The organism is Methylobacterium amylolyticum (assembly GCF_030700245.1).
In the GTDB taxonomy this organism is placed as follows: domain Bacteria; phylum Pseudomonadota; class Alphaproteobacteria; order Rhizobiales; family Beijerinckiaceae; genus Methylobacterium.
In genome coordinates this window covers 269,072-295,871 of the sequence record NZ_JAUYZI010000001.1, presented here as the reverse complement: position 1 = coordinate 295,871, position 26,800 = coordinate 269,072, and the positions used below count along the sequence as shown (strand labels likewise).

24 protein-coding genes and 1 pseudogene are annotated in these 26,800 nt (G+C 71.5%); 21 read left to right on the top strand and 4 right to left on the bottom strand.

The features are described 5' to 3' along the window. Positions 1-23 precede the first annotated feature (23 nt). The 9 genes from Q8W71_RS01570 (at position 24) to Q8W71_RS01530 (ending at position 7,553) form a co-directional block, all read left to right on the top strand. Entirely contained in the window at positions 24-245 is a 222-nt protein-coding gene (locus Q8W71_RS01570; RefSeq protein ID WP_305523547.1) for a hypothetical protein, read from the top strand. Positions 246-378: 133 nt separating this feature from the next. Continuing rightward, entirely contained in the window at positions 379-615 is a 237-nt protein-coding gene (gene pufB / locus Q8W71_RS01565; RefSeq protein WP_305523546.1) for a light-harvesting antenna LH1, beta subunit, read from the top strand. Positions 616-625: 10 nt separating this feature from the next. Then, a complete protein-coding gene (gene pufA, locus Q8W71_RS01560; RefSeq protein ID WP_305523545.1) occupies positions 626-805 on the top strand; it encodes a light-harvesting antenna LH1, alpha subunit in 180 nt (59 codons plus the stop codon). A gap of 178 nt (positions 806-983) precedes the next feature. Further along, positions 984-1,808 carry a photosynthetic reaction center subunit L gene (gene pufL / locus Q8W71_RS01555; RefSeq protein WP_305523544.1) on the top strand — a complete coding sequence of 275 codons (825 nt, stop codon included), beginning with the start codon at positions 984-986 and terminating at the stop codon, positions 1,806-1,808. 83 nt (positions 1,809-1,891) lie between these two features. Further along, positions 1,892-2,869 (top strand): photosynthetic reaction center subunit M, encoded by a 978-nt coding sequence (gene pufM / locus Q8W71_RS01550; protein WP_305523542.1) that lies wholly within the window; start codon positions 1,892-1,894, stop codon positions 2,867-2,869. 10 nt (positions 2,870-2,879) lie between these two features. Further along, on the top strand, positions 2,880-3,995 hold the full coding sequence (pufC, locus tag Q8W71_RS01545) for a photosynthetic reaction center cytochrome PufC (RefSeq protein ID WP_305523541.1): 1,116 nt from the start codon (positions 2,880-2,882) through the stop codon (positions 3,993-3,995). A 108-nt stretch (positions 3,996-4,103) separates the two neighbouring features. Beyond that, positions 4,104-4,253, top strand: a complete 150-nt coding sequence (locus tag Q8W71_RS01540; protein ID WP_305523540.1) for a DUF3096 domain-containing protein — start codon at positions 4,104-4,106, stop codon at positions 4,251-4,253. A 168-nt stretch (positions 4,254-4,421) separates the two neighbouring features. Beyond that, positions 4,422-7,118, top strand: a complete 2,697-nt coding sequence (ppdK, locus tag Q8W71_RS01535) for a pyruvate, phosphate dikinase (RefSeq protein WP_305523539.1) — start codon at positions 4,422-4,424, stop codon at positions 7,116-7,118. A 180-nt stretch (positions 7,119-7,298) separates the two neighbouring features. Beyond that, the gene (locus Q8W71_RS01530; RefSeq protein ID WP_305523538.1) at positions 7,299-7,553 is read left to right on the top strand and encodes a hypothetical protein; all 255 of its coding nucleotides are present in this window, start codon (positions 7,299-7,301) and stop codon (positions 7,551-7,553) included. A gap of 93 nt (positions 7,554-7,646) precedes the next feature. Here the strand turns inward: Q8W71_RS01530 and Q8W71_RS01525 are convergent, their stop codons facing one another. The 3 genes from Q8W71_RS01525 to Q8W71_RS01515 all read right to left on the bottom strand — a co-directional run bounded on the left by Q8W71_RS01525 (position 7,647) and on the right by Q8W71_RS01515 (position 13,165). After that, positions 7,647-9,167: a DUF882 domain-containing protein gene (locus tag Q8W71_RS01525; RefSeq protein WP_305523537.1), complete on the bottom strand. Its 1,521-nt coding sequence runs from the start codon at positions 9,165-9,167 to the stop codon at positions 7,647-7,649. A gap of 191 nt (positions 9,168-9,358) precedes the next feature. After that, a complete protein-coding gene (locus tag Q8W71_RS01520) occupies positions 9,359-11,371 on the bottom strand; it encodes a L,D-transpeptidase family protein (RefSeq protein WP_305523536.1) in 2,013 nt (670 codons plus the stop codon). 309 nt (positions 11,372-11,680) lie between these two features. Continuing rightward, complete coding sequence (locus tag Q8W71_RS01515) at positions 11,681-13,165, bottom strand: sigma-54-dependent transcriptional regulator (RefSeq protein WP_305523535.1); 1,485 nt, start codon at positions 13,163-13,165, stop codon at positions 11,681-11,683. Between the two features lie 250 nt (positions 13,166-13,415). Here Q8W71_RS01515 and Q8W71_RS01510 point away from each other — a divergent pair, with 250 nt between their 5' ends. The 12 genes and pseudogenes from Q8W71_RS01510 to Q8W71_RS01455 all read left to right on the top strand — a co-directional run bounded on the left by Q8W71_RS01510 (position 13,416) and on the right by Q8W71_RS01455 (position 26,269). Further along, complete coding sequence (locus Q8W71_RS01510; RefSeq protein ID WP_305523534.1) at positions 13,416-15,299, top strand: M3 family oligoendopeptidase; 1,884 nt, start codon at positions 13,416-13,418, stop codon at positions 15,297-15,299. A gap of 27 nt (positions 15,300-15,326) precedes the next feature. Then, on the top strand, positions 15,327-15,551 hold the full coding sequence (locus Q8W71_RS01505) for an AbrB/MazE/SpoVT family DNA-binding domain-containing protein (RefSeq protein WP_305523533.1): 225 nt from the start codon (positions 15,327-15,329) through the stop codon (positions 15,549-15,551). Continuing rightward, a pseudogene (locus Q8W71_RS01500) lies at positions 15,548-15,950 on the top strand (type II toxin-antitoxin system death-on-curing family toxin). The gene Q8W71_RS01505 and the pseudogene Q8W71_RS01500 overlap by 4 nt, the downstream one beginning before the upstream one ends. Before the next feature lie 82 nt (positions 15,951-16,032). After that, positions 16,033-17,394: an ABC1 kinase family protein gene (locus Q8W71_RS01495; protein WP_305523532.1), complete on the top strand. Its 1,362-nt coding sequence runs from the start codon at positions 16,033-16,035 to the stop codon at positions 17,392-17,394. Positions 17,395-17,530: 136 nt separating this feature from the next. Further along, the gene (locus tag Q8W71_RS01490; protein WP_305523531.1) at positions 17,531-17,824 is read left to right on the top strand and encodes an aa3-type cytochrome c oxidase subunit IV; all 294 of its coding nucleotides are present in this window, start codon (positions 17,531-17,533) and stop codon (positions 17,822-17,824) included. A 202-nt stretch (positions 17,825-18,026) separates the two neighbouring features. Continuing rightward, entirely contained in the window at positions 18,027-19,259 is a 1,233-nt protein-coding gene (locus Q8W71_RS01485; RefSeq protein WP_305523530.1) for a Re/Si-specific NAD(P)(+) transhydrogenase subunit alpha, read from the top strand. Between the two features lie 23 nt (positions 19,260-19,282). After that, positions 19,283-19,735, top strand: coding sequence for a proton-translocating transhydrogenase family protein (locus tag Q8W71_RS01480; protein ID WP_305523529.1), 453 nt, complete (start codon positions 19,283-19,285; stop codon positions 19,733-19,735). Between the two features lie 4 nt (positions 19,736-19,739). Continuing rightward, positions 19,740-21,140, top strand: coding sequence for an NAD(P)(+) transhydrogenase (Re/Si-specific) subunit beta (locus Q8W71_RS01475; protein WP_305523528.1), 1,401 nt, complete (start codon positions 19,740-19,742; stop codon positions 21,138-21,140). Between the two features lie 427 nt (positions 21,141-21,567). Next, positions 21,568-23,262, top strand: coding sequence for a single-stranded-DNA-specific exonuclease RecJ (gene recJ, locus Q8W71_RS01470; protein ID WP_305523587.1), 1,695 nt, complete (start codon positions 21,568-21,570; stop codon positions 23,260-23,262). Positions 23,263-23,363: 101 nt separating this feature from the next. After that, a complete protein-coding gene (locus tag Q8W71_RS01465; RefSeq protein WP_305523527.1) occupies positions 23,364-24,335 on the top strand; it encodes a right-handed parallel beta-helix repeat-containing protein in 972 nt (323 codons plus the stop codon). A gap of 203 nt (positions 24,336-24,538) precedes the next feature. After that, positions 24,539-25,354 carry a DUF805 domain-containing protein gene (locus Q8W71_RS01460; protein WP_305523526.1) on the top strand — a complete coding sequence of 272 codons (816 nt, stop codon included), beginning with the start codon at positions 24,539-24,541 and terminating at the stop codon, positions 25,352-25,354. A gap of 24 nt (positions 25,355-25,378) precedes the next feature. Then, positions 25,379-26,269: an alpha/beta fold hydrolase gene (locus Q8W71_RS01455; protein ID WP_305523525.1), complete on the top strand. Its 891-nt coding sequence runs from the start codon at positions 25,379-25,381 to the stop codon at positions 26,267-26,269. A 7-nt stretch (positions 26,270-26,276) separates the two neighbouring features. On the opposite strand, the gene Q8W71_RS01450 is transcribed toward Q8W71_RS01455, so the two are convergent. Further along, positions 26,277-26,729: a CAP domain-containing protein gene (locus tag Q8W71_RS01450; RefSeq protein ID WP_305523586.1), complete on the bottom strand. Its 453-nt coding sequence runs from the start codon at positions 26,727-26,729 to the stop codon at positions 26,277-26,279. Positions 26,730-26,800: the final 71 nt, after the last annotated feature.

Below are 26,800 nucleotides of genomic sequence, written 5' to 3'. Positions count from 1 at the left end.
CGTCCTTCCCAGGAGATCCAGCGATGCGAACGACGGTCCCGAGCGCCCGGCTGCATCAGGATGCACTCCAGTTCCGGCTGATCCTGGCCGCGACCTACCCGTTCTTCCTCGCCGCCGCCGCCCTGGGTCGCGTTCGGCCGGTCCGCGCCGCCGGGCGCCCGGGCCTGCCGGCCGCGCGCCGCTCGGTGTTCGGCGAGGCCCGCGCCATGGCCGTGCAGGCGATTCCCTTCGCGTTCATGGGCTGAACGCGCCTGCCGGATCTCCGGCGGGCGAACGAGACACTTCCGTCCGGTGACGCGGGGGAAGTCGGGCCGCGGGAAACGCGGCAGCACCCGTCGCGCCGGGCCACGGCGCGGCTGACACACGGAGGTTATGACGATGGCCGGTGGACCCGTAACCACAGAAAGACCGAGCAGCCTGTCCGGGCTGACGGAAGCGGAAGCCAAGGAATTCCACGCGATCTTCCTGACGAGCTTCCTGATCTTCACGGCGATCGCCGTGGTGGCGCACATCCTGGTCTGGCTGTGGCGGCCGTGGCTGCCCGGACCGCAGGGCTACGCCTCGCTCGACGGCCTGGGCGATGCCGCCCGCGCCCTCACCACTCTGATCGGCTGAGGAGGATCGGATGCACAAGGTCTGGCTTCTGTTCGATCCGCGTCGGACGCTGGTGGCGCTGTTCACCTTTCTGTTCATCCTGGCGCTGCTGATCCACTTCATCCTGCTCTCGACCGACCGGTTCAACTGGCTGGAAGGCCCGAAGACCACCAAGGCCGCGAGCAACATCACTCTCGTCCTGCCGACCTGACGGGGCGGTGCCGGGGATCGCGGCGCGCGACCGCCGCGATCACCCGGTCCGACGACGGCCCGTCTCGCCGGCGCGGATGCCGGTCCGGCGAGACGCATGTTCGAACGAGAAATCCCGGACGACGCCGCCCGATCGGATCGGGTGCGGTTCCGTGCGCGTGAAGGGGAGGGCCGACGCCGTGGCGATGCTGAGCTTCGAGCGCAAGTACAGGGTCCGCGGCGGCACGCTGCTCGGCGGCGACCTGTTCGATTTCTGGGTGGGTCCGTTCTTCGTCGGCTTCTTCGGCGTCGTCGGCATGTTCTTCGCCGTGCTCGGCACGGCGCTGGTGATCTACGGCGCGGCGATCGGGCCGACGTGGAACATCTGGCAGATCAACATCGCGCCGCCAGACGTCAGCTACGGCCTCAAGCTCGCACCGCTCAAGGAGGGTGGGCTGTGGCAGATCATCACCATGTGCGCGCTCGGAGCCTTCGTCTCTTGGGCGCTGCGCGAGGTCGAGATCTGCCGCAAGCTCGGCATCGGCTACCACGTGCCGGCCGCCTTCGGGATGGCGATCTTCGCCTACTTCACGCTCGTGGTGATCCGCCCGCTGCTGATGGGCGCCTGGGGCTACGGCTTCCCCTACGGCATCCTCAGCCATCTCGATTGGGTGTCCAACACCGGATACCAGTATCTCCACTTCCACTATAACCCGGCTCACATGCTCGCCGTGACGTTCTTCTTCACGACGACGCTGGCGCTGGCCATGCACGGCGGCCTGATCCTGTCCTCGACCAATCCGAAGAAGGGCGAGATCGTCAAGACGCCGGAGCACGAGGACACCTTCTTCCGCGACACGATCGGCTACTCGATCGGCACGCTCGGCGTTCACCGGCTGGGTCTGTTCCTGGCCCTGTCGGCCGGCTTCTGGAGCGCGGTCTGCATCGTGATCAGCGGCCCGTTCTGGACCCAGGGCTGGCCGGAATGGTGGGGCTGGTGGCTCAACCTGCCGGTCTGGCGCTGAGCGACGGGCCCGCGGGAGCGGGCGGGAGACAGGTCTGAGGCATCGAGCCCGGCGACGACGGCCGCGGCTCACGGAGACGGGCGATGGCCTACTACCAGAACCTCTTCACGCAAGTGCAGGTGAGACCGCTGGAGCCGGAGCACGGTATCCCGGTGGCTGTCGACGCCCGCGTCGGCAAGCCGTTCAACAGCTACCTGTTCGGCATCATCGGCAACAGCCAGGTCGGGCCGATCTACATCAACTACATCGCGGCCCTGTCGATCGTCTGCGGGCTGATCGCCTTCGAGATCATCGGGCTCAACATGTGGGCCTCGGTGAACTGGGACCCGGTCCAGTTCGTGCGTCAGCTCCCGTGGCTCGCCCTCGAACCGCCCCTGCCGAAGTACGGGCTGAGGGTCCTGCCGCCGCTCGCCGAGGGCGGCTGGTGGCTGATCGCCGGCTTCTTCCTGACCACCTCGATCCTCCTGTGGTGGGTCCACCTCTACAAGCGGGCGCGGGCGCTCGGTCTCGGCACCCACGTGCCGTGGGCCTTCGCCTCGGCGATCTGGCTCTATCTCGTGCTCGGCTTCATCCGGCCGATCCTGATGGGCTCGTGGTCGGAGGCGGTGCCCTTCGGCATCTTCCCGCACCTCGACTGGACCGCGGCGTTCTCGCTGCGCTACGGCAACCTGTTCTACAACCCGTTCCACATGCTCTCGATCACGTTCCTGTACGGGTCGACGCTGCTGTTCGCGATGCACGGGGGCACGATCCTGGCCTGCTCGCGCTACGGCGCCGAGCGCGAGATCGACCAGATCGTCGACCGCGGCACCGCCACCGAGCGCGCCGCCCTGTTCTGGCGCTGGACGATGGGCTTCAACGCCACGATGGAGTCGATCCACCGCTGGGCGTGGTGGTTCGCGGTCCTCACCACGCTCACCGGCGGCATCGGCATCCTGCTCACCGGCACGGTGGTGGACAACTGGTATCTCTGGGCGGTCAAGCATGGGGTCGCTCCCGCCTATCCGCAGGTCTTCGGCCCGATCACGGACCCCGCCCATCTCGCGCCGATGAAGCCGTGAGGAGACCGTCATGAGAACCGTTCTGGCGGTCGGGGGCGCCGTCATCGCCCTGTTCCTCACCATCGCGATGTTCGGCGGGGCCGGCTGGACCCACCCGCCGATGGCCAACGAGCAGACCGGCTTCCGCGGCACGGGCATGGACCTGATCCGCACCCGCGCCGGCAATGCGGAACTGTCCGCGGCCAACGTCGCCCCGGCCCCTGCCGACCCGGCCGAGGACGGCGGCCAGAAGGCCTCGGAGGTCTACGAGAACGTCCAGGTGCTGGGCGATCTCTCGGCCGAGCAGTTCAACCGGCTGATGGTCTCGATCACCGAGTGGGTCTCGCCGCAGCAGGGCTGCACCTACTGCCACAGCACCGAGAACATGGCCTCGGACGAACTCTACCAGAAGCGCGTCGCCCGGCGCATGCTCCAGATGACCCAGCACATCAACAGCACCTGGAAGGACAAGCACGTCCACGAGGCCGGCGTGACCTGCTACACCTGCCACCGCGGCAACCCGGTGCCGGCCAACATCTGGTTCGATACGCCTCCGCCCGAGGCCGGCCGGTTCATCCCGCGCAACAACGGCCAGAACCTCGCCTCGGCCAATGTCGGGCTGACCTCGCTGCCCTACGGTGTGTTCGACGATTACTACGCGCGCAAGGACACGCCGGAATCGGTGGTGCGGGTGAACGCCACCACGGCGCTGCCGGAGTCGAAGGGCAAGCCGATCCAGGACGCCGAGAAGACCTTCGCGATCATGATCACCATGTCTCAGGCGCTCGGCGTGAACTGCACCTTCTGCCACAACACCCGCTCGATCGCGCAGTGGGACACGAGCACCCCGAACCGCGTGCACGCGTGGTACGGCGTCCAGATGGTCCGCGACGTGAACCAGGACTACATGACGCCGCTGACCTCGGTCTTCCCGCAGGTCCGGCTCGGACCGACGGGCGACGCGCCGAAGGTCAGTTGCGCGACCTGCCACAACGGCGCGAACAAGCCGCTCAACGGCGCCAACGTGATCGGGCCCTACCCGTCGCTCGCCAAGCCGACGGTGGCGATCAACCTTCCGACCGGGGAAGCGAAGAGCCCGATCCCCGGAACCGACAAGCCGAACCCGCAGCCGACGCCCGTCCGGTGAGGGATCGGACCGGCCGCCGGGCGACCGGCGGCCGGTGGCGGCGAACGCGGAACCGGCCGGCGCCTCCCGCGTCATCGCGGTGCGGCCCAGCTCGGCCGGGAGGCGACCATGACGATCACCATCGCGCACCTTCAGCCCATCATCGCGATCCTCGCCGGCGTCCTGATCCTGATCATGCCGCGGCTGCTGAACTACATCGTCGCGATCTACCTGATCGTCGTCGGCGTGCTGGGGCTCGGGCTGTTCCGCGGACTCTGATGCCGCCCGGTCCGATGCCGGCGCCGCGGCTGAGATCAATGCGCGCGCCGGCCTGAGCGCGCGGGCGTCCGCGCTCCCCGGCCACGTTCGGCTTGCGTTGCGCTGCGGGATGGTTCAACCCGCCGCGATTGGCCCGGGATGCCGGGACCTCAGATCGGACGGATCGACATGGCTGGCGACACGGCGGGCGCGAAGTGGGTCTACGCCTTCGGCGACGGCAAGGCGGAGGGCAAGTCGCAGATGCGCGACCTGCTCGGCGGCAAGGGCGCCAACCTCGCCGAGATGTCGAACCTCGGCCTGCCGGTGCCGCCCGGCTTCACCATCACCACCGGGGTCTGCACGTATTACTACGATCACGGCAAGTCCTACCCGCCGGAATTGAAGGATCAGGTCGCCGCGGCGCTCGCCCAGGTCGGCGCGCTCACCGGCCGGCGATTCGGCGATGCCGCGGCACCGCTGCTCGTCTCGGTCCGCTCGGGCGCGCGCGCGTCGATGCCCGGGATGATGGACACGGTGCTCAACCTCGGCCTCAACGACGAGACGGTGGCGGCGCTGGCCCGCGAGGCCGGCGACGAGCGCTTCGCCTACGATTCCTACCGCCGCTTCATCACCATGTACTCAAACGTCGTGCTCGGCGTTGAGCACCACGCCTTCGAGGAGGCGCTGGAGCAGTACAAGGAGAGCAAGGGCTTCGACCTCGACACGGAGCTCGGCGCCGGCGACTGGCAGCACCTGATCCAGCGCTACAAGGGTATCGTGAAGGACGAGCACGGCTCCGACTTCCCGCAGGGCGCCGAGGACCAGCTCTGGGGCGCGATCGGCGCGGTGTTCGATTCTTGGATGATCCCGCGGGCGAAGAAGTACCGCGAGCTGAACAGCATCCCCGAGAGCTGGGGCACGGCGGTGAACGTGCAGGCGATGGTGTTCGGCAACATGGGCGACACTTCGGCCACCGGCGTCGCCTTCACCCGCAACCCCTCCACCGGCGAGAAGGCGCTCTACGGCGAGTTCCTGATCAACGCCCAGGGCGAGGACGTGGTCGCGGGCATCCGCACGCCCCAGAACATCACCGAGGCCGCGCGGGAAGAGGCCGGGAGCGACAAGCCTTCGATGGAGAAGGCCATGCCCGAGAGCTTCGCGGAGCTGACCCGGATCTACGGGATCCTGGAGGGTCACTACCGCGACATGCAGGACATGGAGTTCACCATCGAGAAGGGTAAGCTCTGGATGCTCCAGACCCGCAACGGCAAGCGCACCGCCAAGGCGGCCCTGCGCATCGCCGTGGAGCTGGCCGGCGAGGGGCTGATCTCCCGGGAGGAGGCGATCGGCCGCGTCGAGCCGCAATCGCTCGACCAGCTCCTGCACCCGACCATCGACCCGAACGCCGAGCGCAAGGTGATCGCCACCGGCCTGCCCGCCTCTCCGGGTGCGGCCACGGGCGAGATCGTGTTCAACTCCGAGGACGCGGAGGCCCATCGCAAGGCCGAGCGCAAGTGCATCCTCGTGCGCGTCGAGACGAGCCCGGAGGACATCCACGGCATGCACGCCGCCGAGGGCATCCTCACCACCCGCGGCGGCATGACGAGCCACGCGGCGGTGGTGGCCCGCGGCATGGGCAAGCCCTGCGTGTCGGGCGTCGGCGCGATCCGCATCGACTACAAGGCGCAGACGCTGACCGTCGGCGGCGCGACGCTGAAGGCCGGCGACAAGATCACCGTCGACGGCTCGACGGGTCAGGTGATCCGCGGCGAGGTGCCGATGCTGGAGCCGGAGCTGTCGGGCGACTTCGCCACCCTGATGGAGTGGGCCGACGGACTGCGCACGATGAAGGTGCGCACCAACGCCGACACGCCCACCGACGCCCGCACCGCGCGCAACTTCGGCGCCGAGGGCATCGGCCTGTGTCGCACCGAGCACATGTTCTTCGAGGGCGACCGGATCGTCGCGGTGCGCGAGATGATCCTCGCCGATGACGCCGAGGGCCGCCGCGCCGCGCTCGCCAAGATCCTGCCCTACCAGCGCCAGGACTTCCTCGAGCTGTTCAAGATCATGTCCGGCCTGCCGGTGACGATCCGGCTGCTCGACCCACCGCTGCACGAGTTCCTGCCGCACACCGACGAGGAGGTGCGGGACGTGGTGAAGGCCACCGGCGTCGCCGAGGAGAAGATCCGGCACCGGATGCGCGAGCTGTCCGAGCACAACCCGATGCTCGGCTTCCGCGGCTGCCGGCTGGCCATCGCCTTCCCCGAGATCGCCGAGATGCAGGCCCGGGCGATCTTCGAGGCGGCGGCCCAGGCCGCGCAGGAGACCGGCAGCCCCGTCACCCCGGAGGTGATGGTGCCGCTCGTGTTCACCCGCGCCGAGTTCGACCTCGTGAAGGCCCGCATCGACGCCATGGCCAAGGCGGTGTCGGAGGAGAAGGCGGTCGAGATCGGCTATCAGGTCGGCACGATGATCGAGCTGCCGCGCGCCGCCCTGAAGGCCGGCGAGATCGCCCAGACGGCGGAGTTCTTCTCCTTCGGCACCAACGACCTGACGCAGACCGCGCTCGGCATCTCCCGCGACGACGCGGCGACCTTCCTCGGGCCCTACACCCAGAAGGGCATCCTGCCGGCCGACCCGTTCATCACCATCGACCAGGAGGGCGTGGGCGAGCTGGTGCGGATCGGGTGCGAGCGTGGCCGCAAGACCCGGCCGGAGATCAAGCTCGGCATCTGCGGCGAGCACGGGGGCGACCCGGCCTCGGTCGGGTTCTGCCAGGAGGTCGGCCTCGACTACGTGTCGTGCTCGCCCTACCGCGTGCCGATCGCCCGCCTCGCGGCGGCTCAGGCGGCGCTCGGCCGGGCCCAGGTCGGCGAGGGCTGAGGCACGGCGCGGTTCAGGACGCGTCCCGCGTCAACCGCGCCCGCAGAATCCTCTTGAAAAATCGCTCCGGCCAGGATGAACCTCGGCCTTATGGGCACGTTGAATGCTAGAGGCGGAGGGCAGGCGTGGACGCCTGCCCGGACCGGCCGGGCCTGACGTCTCCCGCGAGAACCGCCCGCCATGATCGACCCCAGCTCCTCACCGCTGTATCTCGGCGAGACCTCGGCCGCCGTGCCGTTCCCGCGCGCCGCCGTGCGCGCGTATCTCGCCCTGGTGGGAGCGGCCGGCGCCGCGGTGACGGCGATCCTGCTGATGATGTCGGTCGCGGCCAACAGCGGCACCGAGGCGGAGCGGATCTCCGACACCCGGAACGAGGGCTACGTCCCGACCTTGGTGGGTGCCCTCGCGGTGAACCTGTCGAAGCCGCTGCGCTGATCCGCAGACGTCGGATCCATCCCCGTCCCGCGACGCGCGGCGACCGCGATTCCCGCGGCGGCCGGCCCGTCCGAGGCCGCGGGGGAATGCCGCCTACCGCGCTCCCGGAACCGGCCGGGTCGCCGAGCCGGTGAACCGGGAGGCGGCGAGGTCGTCGCCCGGGCTGCGGGTCTTGAAGCGCGTCGCGAGCGGGCCGGGCGCGGCGGCCACCACGGCGTCGGGCGCCCCGTCGCGCACCTGCGTCGCGGTGACTCGGACCGGCGCGGCGCGACTCGCGGGAGCGGCATTCGGTCCGGCGCCGACGGACGCGAACAGGGCGCGCAACTGCGCCCTGTCGTCGGCATCGGGGGCGATCAGGGATCCGCGCAGAACGGGCGGGATCGCCGGCGCGGCGGCCGGGGCGAGGTTGGCCATGCCGGGGTCGAGCAGGGCGAGCCGGACCGGGCGCGGCGGCGGCAGCGGCGCCGCCATCGGCGCGGTGACCGGCGCGGAGGCCGCGGCGAGCGCGAGCGCGGCGAACTCGGTCGGCCGGCGCGGCGGCAGCGGTGCCTCGACCGCGGGCTGCGCTGCCGCTTCGGCAGGCGGTGCGGCCTCGCCGGTGAGCAGGGCGCGGGCGTCGGGGCGGGGCGCGGCGACCGGGGCCTTCTCCGCCTGCCGCAGCAGGGCGTTCTCACCGGACGGTGCCGCGTAGGCCAGGGCGGCCCGGGCGCCGGTCATGTCCTGCGGATCGGCGCTCGCCACCGCGACCGCGGCGGGGCGGCCGCGCTTGGCCACGGCGACCGGCGCGGGTGCCGGGGTCGGGGTGGAGCGGCTGCTGAACAGGTTGGCCAGGAACGAGAACAGGCCCGGCCCGTCCTCGTCCTCGCCGCTCGCGACCTGGGTGGTGATGCCGGCGACCGTCCCGCCGCGGGCCAGGATCTCGGCCTTGGCCTCCTCGTAGCGGGCCATCGGGCCGGCGGTCGACAGGTGGACGGTCCGGCCGTCCGGGAACACGCGGGCGAGCTGGTCGGGGCTCATCCGCGGCCAGGAGCGGACCGAGCCGACATCGAGGTGGATGAACGGGTTGCCGGCGTGCGGATACCAGCCGACGCCGCCGCGGGACATCCGGAACCCGACCTCGCGGATCCGGTCGATCGACACGTCCGGCAGGTAGAAATCCATCGCCTTGCCGAGCATGTGCTGGCTGTGCTCGGCCACCGCCTTGGAGCGGCGGCGCAGCATCGCGTTGGTGCCCGGCGAGCGGTAGGCGGAGACGACGTGGATCGGCTGGCTGGCCCCGACCTGCCGGTAGGCCTCCCACACCGTGTCGAACAGGCGGGGATCCATTTTGGTCGGCTCGTCGAGGCGCCAGTCGCGCAGCAGCCAGTTGAGCTGGTCCAGCGCGGCGCGGTCGTAGCGCCCGTCGCGCTTGAAGGTGACCGTCGCGCTTTCCTGGGTGTGCGTGTGGTAGATGCTGAGCGAGCGGGTGTCGCCGTTGGCGACCGCGTTCTCGGTCTCGGCGGTGCCGGCGACCATCGCCACCGCCACGCCGACGAGGGCCAGGGTCAGGCGCCGCAGGCTACGGATGGCGGGAGGGGCGTCGGAGCGCGGGGCGGGCAGACGACTCGACACCACGTTCCGTCTCTCCCACGCGCCGCCCTGACGACAGCGCCTCGATTCGAACGGCTAAGGCTGGACCGTGGCGAAATCGTGCCGTGTGTGCGGGAGCGCACGCGCAACCCCGGGGGCAATCACGTTCGCGTGCGATCCGGGGCCCGCGATGGGGCCCCGGTGCGGCCGGGATCCGGCGGCGCTCGCGTCCGATCCTACCAGTACGAGCGGCTGACCGGTGCCGGCGCGGGCGTCCACAGGCCGGGCTCGCCGAACTCGGCGGGCGCCGCCTCGACGCGCGCGGCGCGGCGCAGCGGGCGCGGCGCGGTGGCCTCGCGCTGGACGGCGGATTCGCGCTGGGTGACCGGGCGCTCGCGCCGGACCTCGCGCGCCGCCCGGTGCGGCCGGGCCGCCTCCGGGCCGGTCGGCCCGGTTCCGGCGACCCGCCGCGGCGGCTCCTTCGGCAGGCGGGCGATGGCCGGGCCGCCGCCGCCCGGCAGGCCCAAGGCCGCGCGGATCGGCGCGTCGTAGCCGTAGAGGTCCGGTGCGGTGCGGAGCGCGCCGCCGTCGTCCACGTAGGCGGTGAAGTAGGCGATGTGGACCGGCAGCTTCTCGGGCAGGCGGATGGTGCGCTCGCCCTTGCCGATCAGCTTCTTCAGCCGCTCCTCGGTCCAGTTGGGCAGCACCGCGTCGGCGAAGCGGAACGGGTCGTCGACGCGCACGCAGCCGTGGCTGAAGGCGCGGGTCCCGGCGGAGAACAGCGAGCGGTTCGGCGTATCGTGCAGGTAGACCGCGTGCTGGTTGGGGAACATGAACTTGATGAAGCCCAGCGCGTTGCGCTCCCCCGGCGGCTGGCGCAGCGAGACGTGGCCGCCCCGACGCACGACCTCGTAGCCGCCCCAGGTCTTGCCGCCGTAGCCGGCGAGCCGCGGCGCCATCGTCTTCAGGATCGAGGGCGGCACGTACCAGGACGGATTGACGACCGCGTACTCCATCATCCCGGAGAAGATCGGCGTCGGCGACTCGGTCTTGCCGACGATCACCCGGGCCTCGTCGCGGGGGGCGCCGCCGCGGAACACCCGCAGGCGGAACTCCGGCACGTTGACGAGCACGTAGTCGGGCCCGAGGTCGCCCGGCAGCCAGCGCCAGCGCTCCATGTTGACGATCAGCTCGGCCTCGTTGCCGGTCGTGCCCCGGGGCCGGCCGGCATCGGCCAGCGCCAGCACGGTCTGGACGTTCAGGGTGCCGTTGCCGGGCAGGCCGCGCTCCCGCTGGAACTTGGCCACCGCCGCGGCGACCGTCGCGTCGTATTCGTCCGGCTCGCCGGGGCCGCGGTCGAGCGTTCCGGGCGCGCGGGCCTCCAGGCCGAAATGGGCGCGCAGCAGCGGCACGCGCGGGTCGCGCATGCCGGTCTTCAGGGCCGGTCCCGGCGGCAGCCGCAGCGGCTTGGTCGCGCCGGGCACCGGGCCGCGCAGGGCGGCGAGCCGGGCCTTCAAGGCGCGGTAGCCGGCGGTGCCGGGATTGTAGGCCTGGAGCGCGTCGCCGGCGCCCGCACCCGCCTCGGCGAGCTTGCCCAGCACCGCGTCGGCGGCGGGCAGGTCGAGGGTCGGGGTGATCAGCCGCGAGATCGCGGCGAGGTTGACCCGGCCGCCGCGGGCGTCGCGGGCGTAGAGCAGGGCGGCGGCCGACAGACGCAGGTCGGCATCCGCCGCCGCCTTGTCGTCGGCCCCGGCGGGCAGGGTCGGCACCGGGTAGGCGCGGGCGTCGAGCCCGTCCTCCGCGGCCGCGCCGAGCCGGGTCGAGACCGACCGGGCCGCCTCGGTCCAGGCGCCGTTGGCGAGCCAGACGGGCCGGTAGCCGCGCGCCTCGTAGACCGCGCGGATCGCCTCGCGCTCCTTCGCGGGCAGCCGCGTCAGCAGGGGCGCCGTGTCGGCGAGCCGCGCGAACACGGCCGCGGGCAGCGGCTCGCTCGGTGCGACCGGGGCGGCGACGACCGGCGCCGGAGCCGGCGTCTCGGCGGGGGCACTCGGGGGCTTGTAGTCCGGCACTGCCGCCGACAGGGGATCGCCCGATGCGGCCGGCGGCGAGACGGCCGGGGCCGCGTCGGCGGGCAGCGGCGGCGCGATGTCGGGGACGGCGGCGGCGCGCGCGGCGCCTGGGGCGCCCAGCGCCAGTGCGCCCGACATCAGGGCGGCCAGCGCGATCTGGCTGGGGCGCGGGACGCGCATCGACATCTCCAACGGCGCGGTGTGGTGGTCGCGCGGGAACCTTAGGATTATCCCGTTAAGCGTGGCTTTAAGCAACCGTACTCCTCGGCATCCCCGGCGTTACTGAACCCTCGGTGGTCCGCCCGGTCGACGCAGTATCCGAAGGGTCACATCCTCCGACTTCATCCCGCAGGGACCGGTCCGAACCCGTCGCTCCAACCGCGAAGACTGGCCGCGGCCGCGCCTCGATCATCGAACCGGGCGGTGCGCTGGCGCACGTCGCGCGCAGCGCGCCGTCCGCGCGATCGGCGCCCCTTGGCCGGAAGCGGCCTATGCCGCGTCCTCGGCCTTGTCGTCGCCTTCGAGGCCGAGGTCCTTGAGCTTGCGGTAGAGGGTGGATCGGCCGATTCCGAGGCGGCGCGACACCTCCGACATCCGGCCGCGATAGAATTGCAGCGCGAAGCGGATGATCTCCGCCTCCAGCCCGTCCATCGTCTTCATCTCCCCGGTCTCCTCGACCACGAGCGAGAGCGCGTGCGGGTCGCGCACCTCGACGCGGACGATCTCGCGCACCGGCTCCGGGACGTAGGCCGGCACCGTGGCCTGGGAGGGCGCGGCGGGGATGCGCACGTCGAAGCCCTCGACCTGCGCCGCGATCTGCGGGAACTCGGACACGGTCAGCTCGTCGCCGTCGGCGAGCACCACGGCCCGGAACAGGGCGTTCTCGAGTTGGCGGACGTTGCCGGGCCAGGGATAGCGGGTGAGCAGCGCCATCGCCTCCGGGCTGATCGCCCGCACCCGCTTGCCCTCCTCCGCCGAGAACCGGGCACAGAACGAGCGCACGAGGTCCGGGATGTCCTCGCGCCGGGCCCGCAGCGGCGGCAGGGTCATCGGGAAGACGTTGAGGCGGTAGTACAGGTCCTCGCGGAACTTGCCCTGCTTCACGAGGTCGAGCAGCGAGCGGTTCGTCGCCGAGACGAGGCGGATGTCGACGCGCACGCTGCGCTTGGCGCCGACCGGATCGACCTCGCCCTCTTGGAGCGCGCGCAGCAGCTTCACCTGCGCGTCGAGGGGCAATTCGCCGATCTCGTCGAGGAACAGGGTCCCGCCCGAGGCCTCGACGAACTTGCCCGCGTGCTTCTCGGTGGCGCCGGTGAACGCCCCCTTCTCGTGGCCGAACAGGGTCGATTCCACGAGGTTCTCGGGGATCGCCCCGCAATTGACGGTGACGAACGGCTTGCCGCGACGCTCGCCCGAGCCCTGGATCGCGCGGGCCAGCACCTCCTTGCCGACGCCGGACTCGCCCTCGATCAGCACCGGGATGTTCGATTTCGCCGCCCGCTCGGCCAAGCGGATCACGCGCTCCATGTCCGGGCTCTTCGAGCCGAGATCCTTGAACGAGAGCGACCCGGAGGCGCGGCGGCGCATGCGGCGCACCTCTTCCTCCAAGTGATCGACGCGCAGGGCGTTCTTGATCGACACCTGGAGGCGCTCGGCGCCCGCCGGCTTGACCACGAAATCGACGGCGCCCGCCCGCATCGCGGCCACCACCGCGTCGATCGAGCCGTTGGAGGTCTGGACGATGACCGGCGTGTCGAGGCCGGAGCGGCGCATCTCGCCCAGCACGCCGAGCCCGTCGAGGCCCGGCATCACGAGGTCGAGGAGCATCACGTCGGCGCCCTCGCCGCGCAGCAGGGCGAGGCCGTCCGCGCCGTTCTCCGCCGTCCGCGCCTCGAAGCCGAACCGGCGCACCGCCGCCTCGGTGAGGCGCCGCTGCACGGGATCGTCGTCGACGATCAGGACGGTGGTCGACATGGCGGCTCCCGGTGCGGCGCGCGTGGCCGTCCGCGGCGCGGGCGCTGCCCGGCGCGTGCGATTCGGCGGCTGTTTCGTTTCGAACCGCAGGGTGGCCGAGAGACGTAAAGTGCCGCTTAACGACGTTTGCCACGGATCGTGACCGGGACCGGGCCGTTGTGACGGGCCGGTCCGTTGAACGCGGGGCCGAGCCGATCGATATCAGACCGACGGCGCCGCCGCGGCGCCGCACGCAGGAAGTTCCCAGACCATGACGCCGAGCCCCGCCGCCCCGCCGACGCCCTCCCGCATGGTCGAGGGCGCGAGCGCCGCGCGCGCCGCCGCCCGGGCCGCCGAACTCGGCCACCAGCTCGGCCACCTGCCGGAATGGGACCTCTCGGACCTCTATTCCGGCCTCGACGCCCCGGAATTCTCCGCCGACCTGACCCGGGCCGAGGAGGAGTGCCGCCGCTTCTCCGAATCCTACGCCGGCCGGATCGCGGCGATCGCGGCGGGGCCCGACGCGGCCGAACGCCTTTCGAACGCCGTGAGCGCCTATGAGGGCATCGAGGACCTGCTCGGCAAGCTGATGTCGTTCGCCGGGCTCGTCTACTCGGGCGACACCACCGACGAGGCGCGGGCCAAGTTCTACGGCGACACCCGCGAGCGCCTGACCAGCGCCTCAGCCGACCTGCTGTTCTTCGCCCTGGAGCTGAACCGGGTCGACGACGCGGTGATGGACGCGATCAAGACCCGCGAGCCGCTCGCCCGCTACGCGCCCTGGATCGACGACCTGCGCCGGGAGAAGCCCCACCAGCTCGACGACCGGATCGAGAAGCTGTTCCTGGAGAAGTCGGTCACCGCCAACGCCGCCTGGGACCGGCTGTTTAACGAGACGATCGCCAGCCTGCGCTTCACCGTCCAGGGCGAGCGCATGCCGCTGGAGCCGACTCTCAACAAGCTCCAGGACCCCGACGGGGCGGTGCGCCGGGAGGCGGCCGGGGCGATCAGCGAGGTGCTGCGGGCCAACCTCCGGGTGTTCACCCTCATCACCAACACCCTGGCCAAGGACAAGGAGATCTCCGACCGCTGGCGCGGATTCAAGGACGTGGCCGATGCCCGCCACCTCGCCAACCGTGTCGAGCCGGAGGTGGTCGGCGCCCTGGTCGATGCGGTCCGCGCCGCCTACCCGCGGCTGTCGCACCGCTACTACCGGCTGAAGGCGAAGTGGTTCGGGGCCGACAGCCTGCCCTACTGGGACCGCAACGCGCCGCTGCCGCGGGTGGAGCAGCGCACCATCCCCTGGGCCGAGGCGCGCGACACGGTGCTCTCGGCCTACGACGCCTTCTCGCCGGAGATGGCGGGGATCGCCCGGAAGTTCTTCGACCGGGGCTGGATCGACGCGCCGACCCGCCCCGGCAAGGCGCCCGGCGCCTTCGCGCACCCGACCGTGCCCTCGGTCCACCCCTACGTGCTGGTGAACTACCAGGGCAAGCCGCGGGACGTGATGACGCTCGCGCACGAACTCGGCCACGGTGTCCACCAGGTGCTCGCCGGCCCGAACGGCGCGCTGATGGCGCCGACGCCGCTGACGCTCGCCGAGACCGCCAGCGTGTTCGGCGAGATGCTGACCTTCCGCAAGCTCCTGGCCGCCACCACCGACACGACCCAGCGCCGGGCGATGCTCGCCGCCAAGGTCGAGGACATGATCAACACGGTGGTGCGCCAGATCGCGTTCTACTCGTTCGAGCGGAAGGTCCACCTCGCCCGCGCCAAGGGCGAGCTGACCACCGAGCAGATCAACGCCCTGTGGCTGTCGGTGCAGGCGGAGTCCCTCGGGCCGGCCATCGCCCTCGACGACGGCTACGAGCCGTACTGGGCCTACATCCCGCACTTCATCCACTCTCCGTTCTACGTCTACGCCTACGCCTTCGGCGACTGCCTCGTGAACTCGCTCTACGGGGTCTACGCGAAGGCCGAGGGCGGCTTCGTGGAGCGCTACTTCGCCCTGCTCGCGGCCGGCGGCTCGAAGCCCTACGGCGAGCTGCTGGCGCCCTTCGGCCTCGACGCCCGCGACCCGGGCTTCTGGCAGATCGGCCTCGGGATGATCGAGGGGATGATCGCCGAGCTGGAGGGGATGGAAGGTCCTGCCTGAATCGGGCCGTCGTCGCGGGATGTGATCATGAAGCTCGAAGTGAAGAAGATCGGCAACTCGACGGGCCTGATCCTCCCCGAGGAGTTCGTCGGGAAGCTCAATCTGGCGCAGGGCGACTGGCTCTACGTCACCGAGCAGGCGGACGGTTCGGTGCGGCTGTCGCCGTACGACCCGACGTTCGAGAAGGGCATGAAGATCGCCGAGAAGGCGATGAGAACCTATCGCAACGCGCTGGCCGAACTCGCAAAATGAGCGAGATCGTCTGGCTCACGAGCGAGCTGGTCCAAGCCATCCATGCACAGCAGCTCCGGCAGTTCGGCAGTTCGGCAGTTCGGCAGTTCGGCGGTCCGACGGGCATCCGGGACGAGGGCGCGCTCGAAGTCGGCCCTCGGCCGCCCGGTCAACCATGCCGCCTACGGCGAGCCGGACTTGGCGGAGCTGGCCGCGGCCTACGCGTTCGGCATCGCCAAGAACAACCCGTTCATCGACGGCAACAAGCGGGCGGCCCTTCTCGCCCTCGTGACGTTCCTCGGGTTGAACGACATCGACTTCGTCGCCGAGGAGGCGGTGGTGATGATCCGCGGCCTCGCAGCCGGCGAGATCGACGAATCCGGGCTCACGCGCTGGATCCGCGACACCTGGCCGGCCTGATCCGCGACGCGGCGATCCGGCGCCCTGGCGCTGCGGCGCGGGCGGCATATCTCGGCTTGAGATGTCGAGAGATCGCAGAGAGATGGCCGGAGCAGACCGCGAAGCCAACCGCTTCACCGCCCGCGCGGGGCGTTACGCCAGCGTCGGCGCCAATGTCGGGGGCGTCGCCGCGCGGATGGCGGTGGCCCGCCTTTTCGGCGGGGAGGGCACCACCAACGCCGCCGCGCTCGCCCAGGCGCTCGGCGGGCTGAAGGGCCCGATCATGAAGGTGGCGCAGCTCCTCGCCACCGTCCCCGACCTGCTGCCGCCGGAATACGCGGCGGAGTTGCAGAAGCTCCAGGCCGACGCGCCGCCGATGGGCGCGGCCTTCGTCAAGCGGCGGATGCAGTCGGAACTCGGCCCCGACTGGCAGTCGTGCTTCGGCAGCTTCGACCTCAAGCCCGCCGCCGCCGCCTCGCTCGGACAGGTGCACCGGGCGACGACGAAGGGCGGCGAGCGCCTCGCCTGCAAGCTCCAGTACCCGGACATGCAGTCGGCGGTCGAGGCCGACCTGAAGCAGCTCGAAGTCGCCTTCGCCCTGCACCGGCGGATGAACACGTGGCTCGACACCCGCGAGATCGCCAAGGAGATCGGCGCGCGCGTCCGCGAGGAGCTGGACTACGCCCGCGAGGCCCGGCACGCGAACCTCTACGGCTCGGTGCTCAAGGACATCGATGCCGTGCGGGTGCCGCGGGTGCACCCCGATCTCTCGACCCGGCGCCTGCTGACGCTGGGCTGGCTCGACGGCGACCGGATCCTCGGCTTCACCGAGGGCCCGGTGGAGGTGCGCAACCGCATCGCCGGCGCGATGTTCAAGGCGTGGTGGCACCCGTTCAGCCGGGCGGCGGTGATCCACGGCGACCCGCATCTCGGCAATTACACGGTGTTCTCGCAAGGAGGCGAGGCAGCGGGCATCAACCTGCTCGACTACGGCTGCGTGCGCATCTTCCACCCGCGCTTCGTCGGCGGCGTGGTCGACCTCTATCGCGGGCTGCTCGAGAACGACACCGCGCGCGTCGTCCACGCCTACGAGTCCTGGGGCTTCAAGGACCTCGACAAGGAGAAGGTCGAGATCCTCAACATCTGGGCGCGGTTCATTTACGGGCCGCTGCTGGAGGACCGGGTCCGCACCGTCGCCGACGGCGTCAAGCCCGGCGAGTACGGGCGGCGGCAGGCCTTCCAGGTCCATCAGGCTCTGAAGGAGCGCGGGCCCGTCACCGTGCCCCAGGAATTCGTGTTCATGGACCGCGCCGCCGTCGGCCTCGGCGCGGTGTTCCTGCACCTGCGTTCCGAGCTGAACTACCACCGCCTGTTCGAGGCCGAGATCGAGCATTTCTCCCTCGACGCCCTGGCGGAACGGCAGGCGGCGGCGCTGGAGACGGCCGGGCTGCCCAAGCCGACCTGACGCGGGCCCTCCGCGGCCGGGGCAGCGTCCACCGTGCCCCGCGCGTCTCCGCCGTAGGTCCGATTGCGGCGGAAAAATGCATGGGCTACACGCGCAAGGAGCCAAAAAAATCGCGCCCAAGGGAAACGAGCATCCGATGGCCCACAGTGAGAGCGTGTCCGGGCACAGCTACAGCCCGGCGATGGACGCCAAGACTCACGAGCAGACCTATCGCGGCTTCGTCCGCTTCGTCGAGATCGCCACCGGCGTGGTGATCTGCTGGGTGCTGGCGCTCGCCGTGGGCGGCCTCCGCGAGGCGTGGCTGCTGGCGATCTTCGGCGTGGTCGTCTCGGGTGCGGCCGGCACCCTCGGCGCCCTGGCCCCGGCCATCGGCTGGCGCGCGCCCTTCGTCGTGGCCGTCCTGCTCGCGCTCTATCTCGCCTTCGGCTGACCGCCACATCCGCCGGATCACCGTTCAATCGGCACGGGGCGTGCATCGGCCGCTCCGTGCCGAAAATCGTTGCGGCGGACGTCCGTCCGCGGTCGGTTACATTCGGCTTCGATCCCTCACCGCAATCCCGCCGACCGTCTCGAAAAGCCGCGACGCTTCGCGCATTCGAGGACCGAGATTGGAAACATAGGGAAGACGCAGAATGCGCATCGCTGTGCTGTCCGAGACGGACTCCGCGGAACCGCGGGTCGCGGCGGTGCCGGAAACGGTGAAGAAGTTCAAGGCACTCGGTGCCGATGTCGTGGTCCAGTCCGGCGCCGGCCTGAAGGCCGGCGTGCCGGACGGCGAGTTCGAGGCCGCGGGCGCCACCGTCGCGGGCAGCGCCGAGGACGCGGCGCGCGACGCCGACCTCGTCCTCAAGGTCCGCCGCCCGGGCGCCGAGGAGCTGAAGCTGCTCAAGCGCGGCACGGTCGTCGTCGCGATCATGGATCCCTACGGCAACGAGCAGGCTCTCCAGGCCATGGCCGAGGCGGGGGTCGACGGCTTCGCCATGGAGCTGATGCCGCGCATCACCCGCGCGCAGGTGATGGACGTGCTCTCCAGCCAGGCGAACCTCGCGGGCTACCGCGCGGTGGTGGACGGGGCCGCCGAGTACGGCCGCGCCATGCCGATGATGATGACCGCCGCGGGCACCGTGCCCGCCGCCCGCGTGTTCGTGATGGGCGTCGGCGTCGCCGGCCTCCAGGCCATCGCCACCGCCCGCCGCCTCGGTGCGGTCGTGACGGCGACGGACGTGCGCCCGGCCACCAAGGAGCAGGTCGAGTCGCTCGGCGCCAAGTTCGTCGCGGTCGAGGACGACGAGTTCAAGCAGGCCGAGACCGCGGGCGGCTACGCCAAGGAGATGTCGGCGGACTACCAGCGCAAGCAGTCCGAGCTGGTGAAGGGCCACATCGCCAAGCAGGACATCGTCATCACCACGGCGCTGATCCCGGGCCGGCCCGCGCCCAAGCTCGTCTCCGAGGAGATGGTCGCCTCGATGAAGCCCGGCTCGGTGCTGATCGACCTCGCGGTGGAGCGCGGCGGCAACGTGGCCGGCGCCAAGGCCGGCGAGATCGTCACCACCGACAAGGGCGTGAAGATCGTCGGGCACCTCAACGTCCCGGGTCGCCTCGCGGCCACCGCGTCGAGCCTCTACGCGCGCAACCTCTACGCCTTCCTGGAGACCCTGATCGACAAGGAATCGAAGGCGCTCGCGATCAAGTGGGACGACGAGTTGGTGAAGGCCACGAACCTCACCCGCGACGGTTCGGTCGTCCACGCCTCGTTCCAGCCCAAGACCGACGGGGCCGCCTCGGAGGCCGCCGCCGTCGGGCTCGCCAGATCGGACGGAGACAAGTCCGAGACGAGCAAGGCCAGCACGGCCGGCGCCGCCTGAACCCGGTCGACAGGAGCATCCGAATGGCGAACGTTATTCCCCCCGATCAGGCGGCCGACCAGACGCGCGTGCTGGCCGACGCCGCCCGCGCGGCGGCGCAGGTGGCGCGCAACGCCGCCGACCAGGCCCAGGCCATCGCCGACGGCATGGGCCACGGCGTGGCCGCGGCCACCCACGGCGCCGTCGATCCCACCGTGTTCCGGCTCGCGATCTTCGTGCTGGCGATCTTCGTCGGCTACTACGTGGTCTGGTCGGTGACCCCGGCGCTGCACACGCCGCTGATGTCGGTCACCAACGCGATCTCCTCTGTGATCATCGTCGGCGCGCTGCTCGCGGTCGGAGTGCCGCTCGTCGAGAAGGGCACGGGCGTCGCCCGGTTCTTCGGCTTCATCGGCATCGTGCTCGCCAGCGTGAACATCTTCGGCGGCTTCCTCGTCACGCAGCGCATGCTCGGCATGTACAAGAAGAAGGGCTGAGCGGATGTCCGAGAACGTCTCCTCCCTTCTCTACATCGTCGCCGGCGTCCTGTTCATCATGGCGCTGCGGGGGCTGTCGCACCCCACCACGTCCCGCCAGGGCAACATGTACGGCATGGTGGGCATGGGGCTCGCCGTGCTCACCACCCTGGTCGGCCACCCGCCGGCGGGGGCCGGGGCGTGGATCCTCGTCCTGCTCGGGCTCGGCATCGGCGGCGGTGCCGGCGCGGTGATCGCCAAGCGCGTGCCGATGACGGCGATGCCGCAGCTCGTGGCGGCTTTCCACTCGCTGGTCGGCCTCGCGGCGGTGGCGGTGGCGGCGGGCGCCCTCTACGCCCCGCAGGCCTTCGGCATCATCGAGAACGGCCACTTCCACAAGCAGTCGCTGTTCGAGATGGGCCTCGGTGTGGCGATCGGCGCCATCACCTTCACCGGCTCGGTCATCGCCTTCGCCAAGCTCGACGGCCGCATGTCCGGCAAGCCGATCATGCTGCCGCAGCGCCACCTGATCAACGCGGCGCTCGCCGCCGGCCTCGTGCTGCTGCTCGCGCTGTTCATCGGCACCGAGTCGAAGGGCCTGTTCTGGCTCATCGTCATCGTCTCGCTGGTGCTCGGCGGCCTGATCATCATCCCGATCGGCGGCGCCGACATGCCCGTCGTCGTGTCGATGCTGAACTCCTACTCGGGCTGGGCCGCGGCCGGCATCGGCTTCACGCTCGGCAACCTCGCGCTGATCATCACCGGCGCGCTGGTCGGCTCGTCGGGCGCGATCCTGTCCTACATCATGTGCCACGCGATGAACCGCTCGTTCATCTCGGTCATCCTCGGCGGCTTCGGCGGCGATTCCGCCGCGGCGGCCGGCGGGGGCCAGGTCGAGACGCGGCCCGTGAAGCAGGGCTCGGCCGACGACGCCGCCTACATCATGAAGAACGCCGAGCGCGTGATCATCGTCCCCGGCTACGGCATGGCGGTCGCCCAGGCGCAGCACAGCCTGCGCGAGATGGCCGACATGCTGAAGAAGGAGGGCGTCGACGTGAAGTACGCCATCCACCCGGTGGCGGGCCGCATGCCGGGCCACATGAACGTGCTCCTGGCCGAGGCCAACGTCCCCTACGACGAGGTGTTCGAGCTGGAGGACATCAACGGCGAGTTCCCGCAGGCGGACGTGGCCTTCGTGATCGGCGCCAACGACGTCACCAACCCGGCCGCCAAGACCGACAAGACCTCGCCGATCTACGGCATGCCGATCCTCGACGTCGAGAAGGCCAAGACCGTGCTGTTCATCAAGCGCGGCATGGGCTCGGGCTACGCCGGCGTCGAGAACGAGGTGTTCTTCCGCGACAACACCATGATGCTGTTCGGCGACGCCAAGAAGGTGGTCGACAGCATCCTCAAGTCCGTCTGATTTTTTTCGGACGTCTGTGGATCCGGGTGGGGCGGGCAGCGATGCCCGCCCCACTTCGTTTGAACTCCGACATCGAGGAAGCTCGCCGTGCTCCCTCCCCCCTCTGCGGGGGAGGGTGGCCCCTGCGTGATCAGGGGTCGGGAGAGGGGAGCCCCGTTTCAGGCGTGGTCGCGTGCGTCGATGCCGCGCGCGCCGTCCCGCACCGTCGCTCCCCTCATCCGACCCGCTGCGCGGGCCACCTTCTCCCGCAGAGGTGAGAAGGAAGGTCGTGGTCGCTCACGCTTCCCACGGACACGCGCTATAGGATGCCCCCGTGTCCGCCGCCTCAGCCCCGACAGCCCCCTTCCTCGGCGTGGCCCGGTCCGTCAGCGGCCGCCGCTGGGCCGAGCGCTGCGGCGGGGCCGAGGTCCAGAACCGCATCGCCCACATGGTCCAGGCCCACGGCCTGCCCGAGCTGCTCGCCCGGGTGCTCGCGGGGCGCGGGGTCGTGCCGGAGGCGGCGGCGGCCCATCTCGCCCCGCGCCTGCGCGACCTGATGCCCGATCCGAGCACGCTGCTCGACATGGACGCCGCCGTGCGCCGGCTGGTGCGCGCCGTGCGGCGGGGCGAGACGGTGGCGATCTTCGGCGACTACGACGTGGACGGGGCGGCGAGCGCGGCGATGCTCGCCGAGTACCTGCGCGGCCTCGGCCTCACCGCGCCGGTCCACATCCCCGACCGGATCACCGAGGGCTACGGCCCGAACGTCGCGGCGATCACCGCGCTCGCCGCCGAGGGGGCGAGCCTGCTGGTCTGCGTCGATTGCGGCACCAGCGGCCACGGCCCCCTGGAGGAGGCGGAGAAATCCGGCCTCGACGTGATCGTCCTCGATCACCACGCCGCCTCGGAGGCGCTGCCGCCGGCGCGCGCCGTGGTGAACCCCAACCGCCTGGACGACCTGTCCGGCCTCGGCCATCTCTGCGCCGCCGGGATCGTCTTCCTGACGCTCGCCGCCCTGAACCGCGCCCTGCGCGCGGAGGGCTGGTTCGGACCTGGGCGGCCCGAACCGCGACTGACCGACGCCCTCGACCTCGTGGCGCTCGCCACCGTCGCCGACGTGGTGCCGCTGGTGGGCCTCAACCGCGCCTTCGTCACGCAGGGGCTGACGGTGATGCGCGGCCGCGGACGCACCGGGCTCGCCGCGCTGCTCGACGCCGCCTCGCTCGCCGAGCCTCCCGAGGCGTGGCACCTCGGCTTCGTGCTCGGGCCCCGCATCAACGCGGGCGGGCGGATCGGCGATTCGAGCCTCGGCGCCCGGCTGCTCACCACGGTCGACGGGATCGAGGCCGCGCGCATCGCCGCCGATCTCGACCGGCTGAACCGCGAGCGTCAGGCGATCGAGGCGCAGGCGGTGGCCGAGGCCGAGGCCGAGATGGACCGGGCGCTCACCGAGGATCCGTCCCGCCCCGTGCTCGTCACCGGCAGCGCCGCGTGGCACCCGGGCGTGGTCGGGCTGGTCGCGGCGCGGCTCAAGGAGCGGTTCGGCCGCCCGAGCTTCGCCTTCGCCCTGCGGCCGGACGGCACCGCCACGGGTTCCGGGCGCTCGATCCCCGGCGCCGATCTCGGGCTGGCGGTGCGGGCCTGCGTCGAGGCCGGGCTCGCCGCCAAGGGCGGCGGCCACGCCATGGCGGCGGGCGTCACCCTGCGGTCCGAGGCGCTGTCCGCGTTCGCCACGCACCTGTCGGAAACGCTCGCGGCGGCGGTGGTGCGGGCGCGGGAGGCGGACGCGCTGCTGATCGACGGCGGCCTCAGCGCCGGCGGCGCCACCGCCGAGACGGTGCGCCTCATCCAGCGGGCCGGCCCGTTCGGGCAGGGGGCGCCGGAGCCGGTCTTCGCCCTGGCCCGGCACCGGATCGTCGACGCGGGCGTCGTCGGCTCGGGACACGTCCGGGCGCGCCTGCGCAGCCGCGACGGGCAGGCGGTCGGCGCGATCTGCTTCCGCGCCGCCGAGCGCCCGCTCGGCCGGGCGATCCTCGGCAATATCGGCCGCGAGATGCACGTGGCCGGCACCCTGTCCTGCGACCGCTGGCGCGGCGCCGAGCGGGCACAGGTGCGGATCGTGGATCTCGCGCCCGCGGATTAGAGCGCCCTGCGCCGACGTGGATGGCGGTTCGGCGAAAGAGAGCCCGTCGGAACACGGCTCCCAGCCTCCAAATCGCCGCGGCGCCCGCGCAGGGCAGGGCGATGCCCGTCCTCGCCCCGCCGCCCGCGCCCCCCGCCCTCGTCCGCACCGTCGCCGCCCCGCCCTGCGACCCGGCGATCCGGGCCCGGGCGCTGGCCCCCGCCCGGCCCGGCGACGACGCGGTGAGCCTGACGTGCAGCCTGCGCCTCGGACCGGGGGACCGCGTCACCCGGCGGATCCTCCTGGAGGGATCGCGGGCCTCGGGCGTCACGCTCGACTGCGACGGGGCGACGATCGGGCCGGGGCCGGGGGCGGGCCTCCTCGCCTTCGCCGTCGAGGTCCGCTCGCGCCCGCCCGCGGGCCGGTCCGGCCGCTGGGACCGTCCCGAGGACGTGACCATCCAGAATTGCACGATCCTGGGCCACGTCCGGGTCTGGGGCATGGGTCTCAACGGCCAGGGCGAGGCGGTGCGCCTGTCCTCCCACGGCCCCGGCCACACCGAGCGCGCCCAAGACGCCGCGCCCGCGCGGGTGACCCTCCGCGATTCGACGATCACCGCCTTCGGCCACATCCCGGTCTATCTCGGCCCCGGCGTCACCGGGTTCACGCTTCGGGACTCGCGGCTCGACGGGCGCTCCGAATCGACCGCGATCTACCTCGACGCCGAGAGCGCCGACAACGCGATCCTCGACAACGACATCGCGACCGCCACGGGCCGGGAGATCGTCGCGGTCGACGGCTCGGCCCGCAACCGCATCACCGGCAACCGCGTCGCGCTGGGCGGCCGGGACGGCGTGCACCTCTACCGCAATTGCGGCGAGGGCGGCACGGTGCGCCACCAGACGCCCTCCGACAACACGGTCACCGGCAACACCTTCCGGGGCGGCGGCTTCCTCGGCCGCCCGGTGGTCGTCAACGCCCGTGGCGGCTGGCGGCTGTATTGCGGGCAGGATGCGGGCTACCCGTTCGGCAGCAGCATCGACGACGCGGACAACGCCACCGGCAACACCGTCGAGCCCAACCGCACCGAGTAGGGCGGCATTCGGGCGGTCCGGAGCCGCGCCCTCTGTCGCCGAACCGCCATTTACTTCGGCGGAGAGCGCTCCGGCCGGACGCCGCAGGCGGTACGCGCCGTCCGATCGTGCTACGCTTCGGCGCGGCGCCGGACGACGATACGGCGCGAGGCGGGGGGCTCTGAGATGCGGGTCGGCTGGCGATCCGGGCGTGGCCGCAGGTCGTGATCTCCGACACTGCCGCGTGGCTGCGGGACGGCTACATCCGGACCATGCGTCGCTACGCCGTGTTTGGCGGCCGCAGCCCGCGCGAGCAGCTCTCGGCCTTCTTCTACGCCTGCCTCCTCCTGTACCTGATCGCCCTCGGCGCCGACCGCCTCGGCGGCCTCGTGTGGCCCGGTTTCAGGGGCGTTCGGCTCACTGTGGGACTGGTCCACGTCCTGCCCTTCCTCGCCCTGGTGGTCCGGCGGCTCCACGACCTCGATCGTTCGGGGTGGACCATCCTCTGGCCGCCCAATTGGGGGCTGGTCTTCCGCGTGCGCGGCGGCACGGAGCCCAACCGCTTCGGACCTGCCGCCCCCGGATCGGCAGGTCTTGGAGCGCTCTCCGCCGAAGTGGATGCCGGTTCGGCGAAAGAGAGCGCGTCAAAACAAGGACTTAGAGCCGTGCACGATTGCAACGCGATCGGGAACGGCTCTAGCCAGGGCGCGACGGCACCGTCCTCCGGTGGCGCCGGATCGCCCCGATCCGCGGACGGCGAGAGCCGGGAAAGGACCGTCGACAAGGTCCAGGTCTGGATCGAAGCGCTTCGGACCCCGACCTGGTTCCTGCTGTTCTGGTTCGGGCTGGTTCTGAGCGGCTTCGGACTGCTCCTGCTGGGCGTCTTCGTGATGACCCTCTCGTCATACGGGAGCGGTGTCGTCGACCGAACGTGGTCGATCGCCGTCGCAGGGGGCATCCTGTCGTTGGCGGTCGGCGCGTTCCTGTTGCGGTGCGCGCGCGCTGCGTACAGGAGACGGCGAGCCGTCACGGCGCGTTGAGCGCACCTTTCATCCGAGGCGACGATGGCGTCTTCTCCATCCCCGGATCCCGCGCGGCGCACGACCTACGGTCGCGTCGCGGTCGCGGGCCTGTCGGTGCTCTACCGAGAGGCCGGTCCGCCGGAGGCGCCGGTCCTGCTGTGCCTGCACGGCTTCCCGTCGTCCTCGCGGATGTGGGAGCCGCTGTTCGCCCGCCTGTCCGACCGCTGGCGGCTGGTCGCCCCGGACTATCCCGGCTTCGGCCACAGCGACTGGCCGGATCCGGCCGCCTTCGCCTACACGTTCGACGGCCTCGCCGAGATCGTCGACGGCTTCACCCGGGCGCTCGGGCTGACGCGCTACGTCCTCGTGATGCAGGATTACGGCGGCCCGGTCGGCTTCCGGCTGGCGCTGGCCCACCCGGAGCGCGTCGCCGCCCTCGTGGTCCAGAACGCGGTGGCGCACGCCGACGGGCTCGGGCCGCTCTGGGACGCGCGCCGGGCGTTCTGGGCCGACCGGGCGGCGCACGAGGCGGCGCTGCGGGCGAACTTCCTGTCGCCGGAGGCGACCCGCCAGCGGCACGTCGGCACCAGCCCGCATCCCGAGCGCTACGATCCCGACCTGTGGACCGACGAGATCCGCTTCCTCGCCCAGCCGGGGCAGGCGGAGATCCAGACCGAGCTGTTCTACGATTACCGCACCAACGTCGCGGCCTACCCGGCGTGGCAGGCGTGGCTGCGGGCGCACCGGCCGCCGACCCAGGTGCTGTGGGGCCGCTACGACCCGTCCTTCCTGGAAGCCGCGGCGGCGGCCTATCTCCGCGACATGCCCGAGGCCGAGGTGCACCGGCTCGATGCCGGGCACTTCCCGCTCGACGAGGCGGCGGACGCGATCGCGGCGCGGATGCGCGCGTTCCTGACGCGGGTCGCGCTCTGAGCGCCGCTCAGGCGCCGGCCATCACCAGGGCCCAGAACCGCTTGTAGCGGGTGCCCGGCGCGTCGACCCGGGCGACGCCGATCCGGCGGATCTGCGGGAGCAGCATGTTGCGGTTGTGCTCGGGCGAGGCCTTCCAGCGGGCGAGCACCTGCTCGAAGCTCTCGGAGCCGGCGCTGAGGTTCTCCGCCGCCCAGGACCTGGCGAGCCCTGCCGCGGCCATGCGCGACGTGAAGCTGCCGCCGACCTCGTGGCTGAGCTGCCCGTGCCGGGCGTTGTTGCCCGCCTGGAAGGCGGCGGCCTTCACCAGCGCCGGATCGACGATCACCGGGCTCAGCCCGTGCTGGACGCGGTACGCCGAGATCGCGGCCGCGGCGGCGACCTCGTCGAGGATCGCGGTGTGGGTCGTCGTCTCCGGCGTCCGCTCGGCGGTGAAGGGCAGGCTGCCGCATCCGGCGAGCATCACAAGGAGGAGGGCGGCGAGGGGCGCGAACGGCTTCGGCACGGGGCAGGAGTTCCGCTGTCCGGGAAGAG

What these genes read in the sequence shown, in the direction of transcription:
- Q8W71_RS01455 (WP_305523525.1), top strand. Translation starts at nt 25,379, where the DNA reads ATGGCGTCTTCTCCATCCCCGGATCCCGCGCGGCGCACGACCTACGGT.
- Q8W71_RS01570 (WP_305523547.1), top strand. Translation starts at nt 24, where the DNA reads ATGCGAACGACGGTCCCGAGCGCCCGGCTGCATCAGGATGCACTCCAG.
- Q8W71_RS01495 (WP_305523532.1), top strand. Translation starts at nt 16,033, where the DNA reads ATGGCCGGAGCAGACCGCGAAGCCAACCGCTTCACCGCCCGCGCGGGG.
- Q8W71_RS01490 (WP_305523531.1), top strand. Translation starts at nt 17,531, where the DNA reads ATGGCCCACAGTGAGAGCGTGTCCGGGCACAGCTACAGCCCGGCGATG.
- Q8W71_RS01510 (WP_305523534.1), top strand. Translation starts at nt 13,416, where the DNA reads ATGACGCCGAGCCCCGCCGCCCCGCCGACGCCCTCCCGCATGGTCGAG.
- Q8W71_RS01475 (WP_305523528.1), top strand. Translation starts at nt 19,740, where the DNA reads ATGTCCGAGAACGTCTCCTCCCTTCTCTACATCGTCGCCGGCGTCCTG.
- pufA (WP_305523545.1), top strand. Translation starts at nt 626, where the DNA reads ATGCACAAGGTCTGGCTTCTGTTCGATCCGCGTCGGACGCTGGTGGCG.
- Q8W71_RS01465 (WP_305523527.1), top strand. Translation starts at nt 23,364, where the DNA reads ATGCCCGTCCTCGCCCCGCCGCCCGCGCCCCCCGCCCTCGTCCGCACC.
- Q8W71_RS01540 (WP_305523540.1), top strand. Translation starts at nt 4,104, where the DNA reads ATGACGATCACCATCGCGCACCTTCAGCCCATCATCGCGATCCTCGCC.
- pufB (WP_305523546.1), top strand. Translation starts at nt 379, where the DNA reads ATGGCCGGTGGACCCGTAACCACAGAAAGACCGAGCAGCCTGTCCGGG.
- Q8W71_RS01515 (WP_305523535.1), bottom strand. Translation starts at nt 13,165, where the DNA reads ATGTCGACCACCGTCCTGATCGTCGACGACGATCCCGTGCAGCGGCGC.
- recJ (WP_305523587.1), top strand. Translation starts at nt 21,568, where the DNA reads ATGGTCCAGGCCCACGGCCTGCCCGAGCTGCTCGCCCGGGTGCTCGCG.
- Q8W71_RS01450 (WP_305523586.1), bottom strand. Translation starts at nt 26,729, where the DNA reads ATGCTCGCCGGATGCGGCAGCCTGCCCTTCACCGCCGAGCGGACGCCG.
- pufC (WP_305523541.1), top strand. Translation starts at nt 2,880, where the DNA reads ATGAGAACCGTTCTGGCGGTCGGGGGCGCCGTCATCGCCCTGTTCCTC.
- Q8W71_RS01530 (WP_305523538.1), top strand. Translation starts at nt 7,299, where the DNA reads ATGATCGACCCCAGCTCCTCACCGCTGTATCTCGGCGAGACCTCGGCC.
- Q8W71_RS01520 (WP_305523536.1), bottom strand. Translation starts at nt 11,371, where the DNA reads ATGCGCGTCCCGCGCCCCAGCCAGATCGCGCTGGCCGCCCTGATGTCG.
- ppdK (WP_305523539.1), top strand. Translation starts at nt 4,422, where the DNA reads ATGGCTGGCGACACGGCGGGCGCGAAGTGGGTCTACGCCTTCGGCGAC.
- pufM (WP_305523542.1), top strand. Translation starts at nt 1,892, where the DNA reads ATGGCCTACTACCAGAACCTCTTCACGCAAGTGCAGGTGAGACCGCTG.
- Q8W71_RS01480 (WP_305523529.1), top strand. Translation starts at nt 19,283, where the DNA reads ATGGCGAACGTTATTCCCCCCGATCAGGCGGCCGACCAGACGCGCGTG.
- Q8W71_RS01485 (WP_305523530.1), top strand. Translation starts at nt 18,027, where the DNA reads ATGCGCATCGCTGTGCTGTCCGAGACGGACTCCGCGGAACCGCGGGTC.
- Q8W71_RS01505 (WP_305523533.1), top strand. Translation starts at nt 15,327, where the DNA reads ATGAAGCTCGAAGTGAAGAAGATCGGCAACTCGACGGGCCTGATCCTC.